Source organism: Pedobacter sp. AK013, assembly GCF_014205835.1.
GTDB lineage: Bacteria > Bacteroidota > Bacteroidia > Sphingobacteriales > Sphingobacteriaceae > Pedobacter.
On sequence record NZ_JACHCQ010000040.1, the window covers coordinates 41,361 to 53,086 of the forward strand.

Annotated in this window: 7 protein-coding genes; 5 read left to right on the forward strand and 2 right to left on the reverse strand. The window is 39.4% G+C overall.

What is annotated here, in order from left to right; translation table 11 throughout:
- The first annotated feature begins 40 nt into the window (after positions 1 to 40).
- Positions 41 to 1,330 (forward strand): folylpolyglutamate synthase/dihydrofolate synthase family protein, encoded by a 1,290-nt coding sequence (locus HDC90_RS21625; protein ID WP_184470133.1) that lies wholly within the window; start codon positions 41 to 43, stop codon positions 1,328 to 1,330.
- 79 nt (positions 1,331 to 1,409) lie between these two features.
- Here HDC90_RS21625 and HDC90_RS21630 read toward each other — a convergent pair whose 3' ends face one another.
- On the reverse strand, positions 1,410 to 3,065 hold the full coding sequence (locus tag HDC90_RS21630) for an RICIN domain-containing protein (protein ID WP_184470135.1): 1,656 nt from the start codon (positions 3,063 to 3,065) through the stop codon (positions 1,410 to 1,412).
- A 371-nt stretch (positions 3,066 to 3,436) separates the two neighbouring features.
- On the opposite strand from HDC90_RS21630, the gene pafA reads away from it, so the two are divergent.
- From pafA to HDC90_RS21650, 4 genes are all read left to right on the forward strand, one after another.
- The gene (pafA, locus tag HDC90_RS21635; RefSeq protein WP_184470137.1) at positions 3,437 to 5,095 is read left to right on the forward strand and encodes an alkaline phosphatase PafA; all 1,659 of its coding nucleotides are present in this window, start codon (positions 3,437 to 3,439) and stop codon (positions 5,093 to 5,095) included.
- A 229-nt stretch (positions 5,096 to 5,324) separates the two neighbouring features.
- A complete protein-coding gene (locus tag HDC90_RS21640) occupies positions 5,325 to 5,693 on the forward strand; it encodes a VOC family protein (RefSeq protein ID WP_221451923.1) in 369 nt (122 codons plus the stop codon).
- 131 nt (positions 5,694 to 5,824) lie between these two features.
- Positions 5,825 to 9,220 carry a methylmalonyl-CoA mutase family protein gene (locus HDC90_RS21645; RefSeq protein WP_184470139.1) on the forward strand — a complete coding sequence of 1,132 codons (3,396 nt, stop codon included), beginning with the start codon at positions 5,825 to 5,827 and terminating at the stop codon, positions 9,218 to 9,220.
- Positions 9,221 to 10,141, forward strand: a complete 921-nt coding sequence (locus HDC90_RS21650) for an MBL fold metallo-hydrolase (RefSeq protein WP_184470141.1) — start codon at positions 9,221 to 9,223, stop codon at positions 10,139 to 10,141.
- 201 nt (positions 10,142 to 10,342) lie between these two features.
- Here HDC90_RS21650 and HDC90_RS21655 read toward each other — a convergent pair whose 3' ends face one another.
- Entirely contained in the window at positions 10,343 to 11,323 is a 981-nt protein-coding gene (locus HDC90_RS21655; protein WP_184470143.1) for an acyl-ACP desaturase, read from the reverse strand.
- Between the last annotated feature and the right edge of the window lie 403 nt (positions 11,324 to 11,726).

The window sequence follows — 11,726 nt, forward strand, 5'->3', positions numbered from 1 at the left end:
TCATTTTATTATAATAGTCAACTTATATTTGACGCATATTATGAACTATCAACAAACGCTAGATTTTTTATACAGTAAACTCCCGATGTTTACCCGCGTTGGGGCCTCTGCTTTCAAAAAAGATTTAACCAATACCATTATCCTTTGCGAAGCTTTGAATAATCCTCAGGATAAGTTTAAAAGCATCCATGTGGCAGGTACCAATGGAAAAGGATCCACTTCGCATATGCTGGCTTCCGTATTGCAGGCACAAGGATATAAAACAGGACTGTACACTTCTCCCCATTTAAAAGATTTCCGCGAGCGTATCCGCATCAACGGAAAAATGATGAGTAAAACTGAAGTAGTATCGTTCGTCAGAAAACAACAAAAGTTGATCGAAAAAACCGAGCCTTCCTTTTTCGAAGTAACAGTCGCTATGGCATTCCATCATTTTGCTAAACATGAGGTAGATGTGGCTGTAATTGAAGTGGGTTTAGGCGGAAGGTTAGATTCAACTAACATCATTACCCCACAAATTTCGGTCATCACCAATATTAGCCTCGACCACGTGAATATGCTAGGCAATACACTGGCAGAAATTGCAGGCGAAAAAGCAGGCATCATTAAAAAGAATATCCCAGTCGTTATTGGCGAAACACAGGAAGAATCTGCTCCTGTATTTATACAGAAGGCTAAATCGGTAGCTGCACCAATTGTTTTTGCCGATGCCATATTAACCGCACAGGATTTTAGAATCAAGAATAATAAACTTTCCTTATCGGTTTATCAAAAAGGGGAAATCAAATACAAAAATCTACAAAGCGATCTTACTGGTATTTATCAGCATAAAAATATTTTAACCGTTTTAGAAGCTCTAGCAGTCCTTAATGAGAAAACGGACATTAAAACTGATCAGGAAGCAATCTATAAAGGAATAAGCCAGGTTAAAAAACAAACCGGTTTACAGGGTCGTTGGCAAACCCTAAGTAAAAATCCATTAGTGATCTGTGATACAGGCCATAATGAAGCCGGAATCACCGAGGTGATTAAAAACATCGCGCACACCCCTTTTCAAAACCTACATATTGTTTTTGGAATGGTAAAGGATAAAGATATTTCGAAAGTTTTATCCCTGATGCCTAAAAATGCAACTTATTATTTTTGCAAACCAGATTTAGAACGTGGTTTAGCCGCTAACGAACTTGCAGACCAGGCAGCCGGGTTTGGCCTAAAAGGAAACACTTATTCGTCGGTAGCAGAAGCCAAAACAATGGCTATCCAATCGGCGGGTGCAAAAGATCTTGTTTACATTGGTGGAAGCACTTTTGTGGTGGCTGAAGCACTGTAAACAGACAAATAATTTCCTCTTTACGAAGATTAACAAAAGAGCTGAGTGCTGTATAGTCCCAGCTCTTTTTGTTATTGATTTATTGCGCTTCTAATATCCATTGTTGGTTTGCAGAACCAGAAGTGCCATTTATGCTATACTGCACAATCTTAGTACCACTGGTTGTACTACTTCCCGGATTATCCAGCACATAATGGTTAGACAGGTTACTCTGAATTACATATTTATTTGCCCCTACAGGAAGTAAAATCCACTGCTGATTTGCACCATTAGTAACTGTATACTGAATAATATTGCCGTTTAAAGTTTGAGTACCTCCAGCTATATCCAGCGCTTTACTGCTGTTCGCATTAACGATCACATAATTTGTTCCCTGAGCATTAAATTTCCAGTTTTGCCCATTTCCGATGGCACTAGTGCTTTCAACCAGAAAAGCACTATTAGCTGTGCTGTTATTTTCGATAGCAAGATAAAGACCGCTTGATGCATTTTTGATTTTGTACCAGGTATTAGCTATAATACCACTGGTAACCGGTACAGTTACAGGTGCTGAATTCTGATTAAAAATATCTGTAATTGTAACCCTTACTGAATAAGTTCCACTGCCTAAGGTACTGCTAATGGTGGCCGATCGTTTTTGCGGCAATACCTCATTTACCGTACTTACCACAGTTCCGGATGGATTAAGTAACTCTACTTTTGATGAAAATTGAGGGCTTTTGTTCTGATTGTTCGACCAGTTTATGGTTACTGTACTACCATTGTAAACAGCTGTTGCCGATTGTACTTCTCCAATGGTTAGTGTTGGTGCGGTACCCTGATTGGTTTGTGCCGGAAGCGATAAAGTACGTCCTGTACCGAAACCCGAATTGGGTTGAATATTTCCGCCATGCTCCATAAAATAAGCATCTTCTGTAGCATCATATCCCGAATTGAAAGCCCTGTCGTAGATTCCATTTCTGCCTGCATCGCCTGCATTGGCGCTAAAACTTCTGCCGGTATGCTTTTCCCAGGTATTATTGGTAGTTAAATTCCAGCAATCTTTAAAAAAAGCTTTTCTGATAAAGCTGCCATCGTAAGCCGGATTTGAGCCTGTCCAATTTTCCAAAAATGCATCATTACCTGAGCCCAGAAACTGGGTGCGCTCTGGAATAGCCAGTGTGGATGTATGAAACCACACGCCGCTGGTTTGATTTTGAATAAAAGTGCCGATATATAATTTCCCGTTTAATTTCCACGCCCTTAAAGCTATATTATACCAGGTGTTAAGCTCCCATTGATAAGGATTAATGGTTTTGTAACCATCGCCCTCCCCTCCAAACCTGCTGCTCGTAGTTCCGGCACCTGTATAAGCTACTTCCGAATACACTCCTCCGGCCGTATTTGGATCCCATAAAGACGAAATCAAAATATTTGGCGTTCCAAAAGAATTATCCGGGGTTTGCTGTAAACCCGCATAGCCGCCGGCATAATTGTGAACCGAAAAATATTCGGCATTGGCTGATTGTGTAATTTTTATTTTATGCAGCTTAGCAATTGCATCAGAGGGAAAAGAAAAATAAAGGTGTTCTGAAGGTGCAGCATTCTCTCCACTTGCCGTAGCATTTGCCAAACTCAGTGCATTTTTTGATAATTTGGGGCTCTCTGCAATGATGCTTTTCTGACAGGAAAAGAGAAAAAGTACAAGCATACCCATAGCCATTACAGACCATGCTGAAAATTTAGTTGATTTCATCGTTTTACAATTGGTTAGGTGAGTAATTATAATCTTAAATTAACCACAAAAATCAAACTGATGCTATTTTTCTCTACGCAAACGATTGACTTCCTTTCAATTAGCATCAACTACGATTTGTGAGACTGCTCATACACAAGTACATAAAAATGAAGGTCTTTCGCAATTAGAATCTCACAATTTATTAATTACCTGAAGTTGAAAGCCGTCAAAACGCAATATCTAATGCCCTTTTTTGATTTCTAGATATTCAAACAATCGTTTGCGTTTAAATTACCCCAAAAATACCCTGTTTCGCTTCTAAATCTTTACACAAACTTCAAAATATCTTTACTTAAAAGTTATTACTTTAGCCCTTTAACTAAAACACAATGAAGAAAATATCCTGTCTAATCTTTTCCATTTCTATTTTTTCGATCACGCTCTCCTCAGCACAAACTAAAAAATCTACTGCGGCACAGCCTAAGGCATTTCCTGCCGAAGTAGCACGTCCTAAACTGGTGGTAGGCTTAGTGGTTGATCAAATGCGTTGGGATTACCTGTACCGCTACTATAACCGCTATACCAATGGTGGTTTTAAAAGATTAATCAACGAAGGTTTTTCTGTAGAAAATACTTTTATTCCCTATACACCAACTTATACAGCGTGTGGCCATACCTGTATCTATACGGGTTCAGTTCCAGCTGTTCATGGTATTATTGGTAACGATTGGTACGATCCTGAAACTAAAAAGAATGTATATTGTACTGAAGATTCCTCAGTATCTACTGTTGGCAGTAGCCCTTCATCCGAAGGAAATATGTCGCCTAAAAACATGCTAACCACTACCATTACCGATGAATTAAGATTAGCCACAAACTTTAGAGGTAAAGTAATTGGTATTTCATTAAAAGATAGAGGCTCGATCCTTCCTGCGGGCCATGCAGCAAATGCGGCATATTGGTATCAAGGTAGCACCGGAAACTGGATTACCAGTACCTATTATATGAAAGAAGTACCCACCTGGATTGCCGATTATAATAAGCTGAAACTAGCGAATAAATTCTATGCAAAAAACTGGGAAACTTTGTATCCGATGAATACCTATGTAAACAGTACTGCAGATGAGAAAGCTTACGAAGGAAAAGCGAGCACATTCCCTCACCAGCTTACCCAAAACATCGATAAAAATTTCGATGCCATCAGAAGTACGCCTTATGGCAATACCATTACATTGGATCTTGCCAAATTAGCCATCCTTTCTGAAGATTTAGGACAGGATAACATCACCGATTTCTTAGCCGTAAGCTGTTCATCTACTGATTATGTAGGTCATGCTTATGGTCCGAACTCAGTAGAGGCAGAAGACACTTATTTACGTTTAGATAAAGATTTCGAAGAATTTTTCAACTATCTGGATAAAAAAGTAGGTAAAGGAAACTATACCGTATTTTTAACCGCTGACCATGGTGCTGCACATGTACCAGGCTTTATGCAGGAGAATAAACTGCCTTCTGGCGTAGTGAGTGATAGAGATATTGCAAATAAATTAAATGCTTATCTAAATGACAGATTTAAAGTTAACAATGTTGTTTTAAGATCAATGAATAACCAGATCATTTTTGATCACGATAAAACCGACAAAGGCAATGTGAGCTTCGATGTGATCAAAGCTGCATCAGTTGAATTCTTAAAAACTTTGGATGGTTTCCAAAATGCAGTAGACATTGCAAAGATATCACAATCTACTTTGCAGGAAATCCAGAAAAAAATGATTACTAACGGCTACAATGCACGCAGAAGTGGCGATATCTATTATGTTTTACAACCAAACTGGTTTAACGGAAGTAGCACCGGTACCACCCACGGAAACTGGAATCCCTACGATTCACATATCCCATTGGTATTTATGGGTTGGGGAATTAAACCAGGCGCCACCAACACCACGCATTACATGACAGATATTGCGCCTACACTGGCAGCATTGCTCCATATACAAATGCCAAATGGTACCGTTGGAGAGCCGATCACCGAAATCACCAATAAATAATTTAAGAAAACTATGCCCACCAGCATAGTTTTTTTGTTTTATGATTAACCGCTAAGATGATCACACGTGACTTAGGTGGTGACAAAAAACGTAAACTACACTATAAATATTGAACCACCTTAGTCACCTGAGCACACCTAAGATTCTATACAGTAGTTTCATTTTGCAGCTTATATGATCACAAATGTCTTATATGGTAAAAATTAAACTATATTTTTTATTTTAGATCATGTCAACATATACTGCTACCAAACTTACGCCCATGCTCGATTCGCGCGACATGCAGGCAACCTTAAAATTCTATACCGAAACGCTAAACTTTACCTGTGTAGCAAAACTCGACGACCTGAGCTGGGTAGCGCTCCAAAAAGATAGTATAGAAATCATGTTTTCTACGCCAAACGAACACCGAAACATGCCTAAACAGATCATGAGTGGCTCACTTTACATTAAAACAAACGAGGTTACGGATTTATGGGAAACTTTAAAAGATCAATGCGAAATCTGTTATCCGCTCGAAGATTTCGAATTCGGTATGCGCGAGTTTGCCATTTACGACAATAACGGTTATTTATTACAGTTTGGGCAAGATTTATAGCTGAACCAAAAGCCATAATGGTATAAGGTATTCGCTGTTTAAGCTGCTTATTTTAGTACATTTGCATACCAAATATATTTGGAAACTAGGATCGGTAATCAAAGCATATCGCCCCTTAAAATTCCCATAGTATGCAACAAGTAGAAATCTATAAACCTAAAAATAAAATCCGTTTTGTAACTGCTGCTTCTCTTTTCGACGGACACGATGCAACCATTAATATCATGCGTCGTATTCTCCAATCTTCAGGGGCTGAAGTTATCCATCTTGGCCATAATAGATCGGTTGAAGAGGTGGTAAACTGTGCCATCCAGGAAGATGTTCAGGGTATTGCAATGACTTCTTATCAGGGTGGGCATACCGAATATTTTAAATACATGTACGATCTCCTGCAAGAAAGAGGATCAGGTCACATTAAAATATTTGCAGGTGGCGGTGGCGTAATCTTACCCTCAGAAATTGAAGAACTTCAGGCTTATGGAATTTCCAAAATCTACTCTCCTGATGATGGCCGTAAAATGGGCTTGCAGGGCATGATTAATGACATGTTGGTACAAACCGATTTCATTACCAAAGCCAGCATCTCCAATGAGCTCGAAACCATTCCAGCAAAAGATATCAAAGCCATTGCCGGCGCCATTACTGTTGCAGAAAATGATCCCGAAGGTGCGCAGAAATTTGTTGACGAATTAAAGCGTTTATCAAAAAATAATACCGCCCCTATCTTAGGCATTACCGGTACAGGGGGAGCCGGAAAATCATCGCTGGTTGATGAGCTGGTACGCCGTTTTCTGGTCGAAGTGAAAGATAAAACACTGGCGATTATCTCTGTCGACCCTTCTAAAAGAAAAACCGGAGGCGCTCTGCTTGGCGATCGTATCCGGATGAACGCCATCAATAACCCAAGGGTCTACATGCGCTCGCTGGCCACACGCCAGGCCAACCTTGCCCTGTCAAAGAACGTACAGGAAAGTATCGATATCTGTAAAGCAGCAGGTTATGATTTAATTATTGTAGAAACCTCAGGCATTGGCCAATCAGACACCGAAATTACCGAACACTGCGACGTTTCGCTTTATGTGATGACACCAGAATTTGGTGCAGCTACACAATTGGAAAAAATCGATATGTTAGACTTTGCCGATTTGGTAGCCATTAATAAATTTGATAAAAGAGGTGCTTTAGATGCCTTGCGTGATGTACGCAAACAATACAAACGCAACCACAATATTTTCGATGCCAAGGATGAAGAAATTCCGGTTTATGGCACTATGGCGTCGCAGTTTAACGATCCGGGCATGAACAACCTTTTTGTAGCCTTAATAGAGCAAATTAAGGTGAAAACCGGAACCGATTTCAAGGCTAAAATGGAGTTCACTTCCGATCAATCAGAGAAAATTTACATCATACCGCCCGATCGTATCCGCTATTTGGCAGAAATTGCCGAATCGAGCCAAATGTATAACGAATGGGTAGATAAACAGGTAACCATTGCCCGTAAAATGTACCAGCTTAAAGGTGTAATCGATTTAGCTAGTGACATTAATTCCCCTCTCCTAGAGGGGGGGCAGCAGGACGGGATGTTAAGTAATTTAAATTCAATATACCACTATTTTGAAGAACAATTAGATGGCGAATGCAAACGTTTATTGCGGCAATGGCCTGATACAAAAAAGGCCTATAAAGAAGAATTTTTCATCTATAAAGTCCGCGACAAAGAGATTAAACAACCTTTATATTACGAATCACTTTCAAAGCTGAATATCCCTAAAGTTTCGTTACCAAGATATGAAGATTGGGGCGATATTTTAAGGTGGCTGTTAACCGAAAACCTTCCGGGCGAATTCCCATATGCAGCTGGAGTATTTCCACTCAAACGCGAAGGCGAAGACCCTACCAGGATGTTTGCTGGAGAAGGTGGCCCAGAAAGAACCAATAAACGTTTCCACTATGTTTCTTTGGGTCAGCCGGCACACCGTTTGTCTACAGCTTTCGACTCCGTTACCCTTTATGGTGAAGATCCGCATATCCGACCAGATATTTATGGAAAAATCGGTAACTCAGGCGTAAGTATTGCCACTTTGGATGATGCTAAAAAACTCTATTCAGGTTTTGATCTTTGTGCGCCATCAACCTCTGTATCGATGACAATTAACGGCCCTGCGCCAATGTTACTTGGCTTTTTCATGAACGCTGCGATCGATCAGCAATGTGAAAAATATATCGTCGAAAACGGACTGGAAAAAGAAGTTGAAGCTAAAATTGAGGCCATCTATAAAGCGAAAAATATACCAAGGCCAACATACAATGGTACTTTGCCAGAAGGAAACGATGGCTTAGGCTTGATGCTTTTGGGGGTTACCGGCGATCAGGTCCTTCCTGAAGCAGTTTATGCTCAAATTAAAGCTAAAGCCATCAGCTCAGTACGCGGAACGGTTCAGGCCGATATTTTAAAGGAAGACCAAGCGCAAAATACCTGTATTTTCTCTACCGAATTCGCTTTAAGGATGATGGGCGATATCCAGAAATACTTTATCGATGAAAAAGTAAGGAATTTCTACTCAGTATCCATTTCTGGCTATCACATTGCCGAAGCAGGCGCTAATCCGATTTCACAGCTTGCCTTTACCCTAAGCAATGGATTTACCTTTGTAGAATATTATTTAAGCAGGAGCATGCATATTGATGATTTTGCACCTAACCTTTCTTTCTTCTTCTCTAATGGTATCGATCCTGAATATGCTGTAATTGGCCGTGTAGCACGCAGAATCTGGGCCAAAGCCATTAAAAACAAATACAAAGGGAACGATCGTTCACAGAAGTTAAAATACCATATACAAACTTCTGGCCGCTCCTTGCATGCGCAGGAAATCGACTTTAATGATATCCGCACCACTTTACAAGCGCTTTATGCTATCTATGACAATTGTAATTCATTACACACCAATGCTTATGATGAAGCCATTACTACGCCTACTGAAGAATCAGTTCGGAGGGCAATGGCCATTCAATTGATCATTAACAGGGAATTGGGACTGGCTAAGAATGAAAATCCTTTACAAGGAGCTTTTATCATCGAAGAACTAACCGATCTGGTTGAAGAAGCAGTATTAGCTGAATTTAAACGCATCAATGATCGTGGTGGTGTTTTAGGCGCCATGGAAACAATGTATCAGCGTGGAAAAATACAGGAGGAAAGTTTGTACTATGAAACACTAAAACATACTGGCGAATATCCTATTGTTGGCGTAAATACCTTTTTAAACAAGAATGGCTCTCCTACTATTGTTCCTGGTGAGGTAATCCGAGCTACAGAAGATGAAAAACAATTTCAGATTTCGGCATTGCAAAAATTTCAGAACCGTAATGCAGACCATGCAGCAGATCGCTTAAAACAGCTTCAAAAATCTGCTATCGCTGGCGACAATATTTTTGAGCAGCTGATGGAAGTATGTAAAATCTGTTCATTAGGGCAGATTAGTAATGCCCTTTACGAAGTTGGTGGCCAGTATAGAAGAAACATGTAAATGAGAGCACTATTATTATTTTTCTTCATTGGCTTTTCATTCCAAATTTGGGCACAGAAAATGCCAGCGTCTTCTTTCATCATGGTACTGGGAGTTGCTCAAGATGGCGGCTACCCACACATGGGCTGCCAGAAAAATTGTTGCAAAATGGCATGGAAAGATGAAAAGTTAAGGAGAAATGTGGTTTCGCTTGCTTTGGTAGATCCCAATACAAAGAAATGGTGGCTTTTTGAAGCTACGCCCGATATTAAGACTCAACTTCAGGATTTTCGAAAAAGAACAAACGAAGTTTATCCTTATTTACCCGAAGGCATTTTTATTACCCATGCACACATTGGCCATTATACAGGCTTAATGGAGTTCGGTAGAGAAGTAATGTCAACAAATGGTTTAAAAGTTTATATACTTCCTAAATTAAAGTCTTTTCTAGAACAAAATGGCCCGTGGAGCCAATTGGTTTCCTTAAAAAACATAAACCTTGTCGAACTTAAAGCAAACGATCCGGTTGATATAGCAGAAAATAAGATCACTGCATTTACGGTACCTCATCGCGATGAATTTTCGGAGACTGCAGGTTTTAAAATTGAAACACCCACTAAAAAATACCTCTTTATCCCCGACATTGACAAATGGAACAAATGGGATAAAAATATAATTAATGAAGTGAAAAAGGTAGATATTGCAATGATAGACGCTACTTTTTATGGTAGTACCGAATTAGGGAACAGGCCAATTGCCGAAGTACCGCATCCACTGGTCACCGAAACAGAAGAATTATTTGGCAAAGAAGATCGTAATATTAAAAATAAAATCTTTTTAATCCATTTCAACCACACCAACCCGCTACTTTGGGATTCAACAATCCAAAAACAGGTTTTAAAAAATGGATTTAATATTGCGAAACAAGGAGATATTTATTAGTTGATGATCCAAAGTAATCGTCATCGACTTGAGCACAGCGAAGTGGAGAGATCAAAATCTAAAGTTCTCTTGAGACAGATCTCTCAGCTGCTTTGCACTCCGCTCGAAATAACGGTACGGGATGTATATTGATCGAGATAACAAATAAGCACAAAAAAGCCCCGATTTACATCGAGGCTTTCATATATCTATTAAGTGCTTTTATCCAGCAATCCAGCTAAACTTATAATCTATAGTAGGGTTTTTCATTCTCTCTGCAACACGCAGTAAACGCGAAGGTAAAGCCATAATATAATCACGGGCTTTTTCACCAGCTTCATTCAAATCACGCATACCTTCAATTTTCCAGTCAACTATTAATTGTTGCATAATTTCAACATAATCAATCGCGGTATAAACACCTAAACGTTGTGCAGCGTCTGTAAAGTGACCGAATGTTTGACCAATTTTTAAACCTACTTCACGTAAGAAATGTGCCGGCATTACAATTTTTTTACGCATCATATCTTCAAAAGCCAACATGGCTTCGCTAGGATCAACCTCGAAAATACGGTTCATAAAATCTTTATACGCTTTTGCATGTCTCGCTTCATCAGAAGCAATTACCCCACACATTCTCGATAATAAAGTATCTCCATCTTTTTTTGCTAAAGAAGCTACCCTTCTGTGCGAAATGTTGGTCGCCATCTCCTGGAAAGAGGTGTAAATAAAGTTACGATAAGGATCATGGCCAGTACCGATATCGAAACCATCGGCAATGAGGTATTGTGTAGAAATTTCCATCTGGCGCATATCTACACGACCTGACAGATATAAATATTTATTTAACAAATCACCGTGGCGGTTTTCTTCTGCGGTCCAGTGTCTGTTCCATTTCATCCATCCACCATCTTCTTTCATGCTCGGCCCTTGCACCATCGCTAACCACGATTCGTAAGTAGGCAAAGCTTCTTCAGTGATCGTATCGCCGATTAACACGGCGACTAAGTCGTAAGAAAGATCTTTTGCATTATCCCTTAAAATTCTGATATCTTGATAAAATGTGTCACTAGTAGAATCAGGAAGAAAATCAGACGGTTGCCAGTTAGTATCGATTGGTTTAAGATAGGTATCCATCATCTCCAGCATATACTTTTCTATATGCACCATTACTTCCCTTCTTTTATCTGCAAAAAAACTCATTATCTTTGTTTATATATTGTTAACAACAAAGATAACCAAATATTGCGGCAAACCTTATGATATTAAACATATTTAGCATTAATCAGCTTTAAATTTGGCTGAGATTAATCACATTGATATAAATGCTTTTATTTATTGTATTCAGAGTGTTTTAGAAGGAACATAGAGTGCTACGTTATAAGTTTATATTTTGAAGCGCACTGGAAGAGGCATTTAGGTTCGGTTCCGTCCTGCTGTCTGTTTTACTCCGCCAATGAAGAATCGGCTCCGTGCCCACTCCCATCAGGGCTGCCTGGAATGGTCCTGTACTCAGAGAACTTAATGAGCTTAACTTCTTAATGGCAAGAAGGACATCGTCCATTTTCATTTGTAATAGTTATAAACGAAGAAAACCCTTCAACAT

Coding starts and splice junctions, on each gene's coding strand:
- HDC90_RS21625 (WP_184470133.1), top strand. CDS start 41: ATGAACTATCAACAAACGCTAGATTTTTTATACAGTAAACTCCCGATG.
- HDC90_RS21630 (WP_184470135.1), bottom strand. CDS start 3,065: ATGAAATCAACTAAATTTTCAGCATGGTCTGTAATGGCTATGGGTATG.
- pafA (WP_184470137.1), top strand. CDS start 3,437: ATGAAGAAAATATCCTGTCTAATCTTTTCCATTTCTATTTTTTCGATC.
- HDC90_RS21640 (WP_221451923.1), top strand. CDS start 5,325: ATGTCAACATATACTGCTACCAAACTTACGCCCATGCTCGATTCGCGC.
- HDC90_RS21645 (WP_184470139.1), top strand. CDS start 5,825: ATGCAACAAGTAGAAATCTATAAACCTAAAAATAAAATCCGTTTTGTA.
- HDC90_RS21650 (WP_184470141.1), top strand. CDS start 9,221: ATGAGAGCACTATTATTATTTTTCTTCATTGGCTTTTCATTCCAAATT.
- HDC90_RS21655 (WP_184470143.1), bottom strand. CDS start 11,323: ATGAGTTTTTTTGCAGATAAAAGAAGGGAAGTAATGGTGCATATAGAA.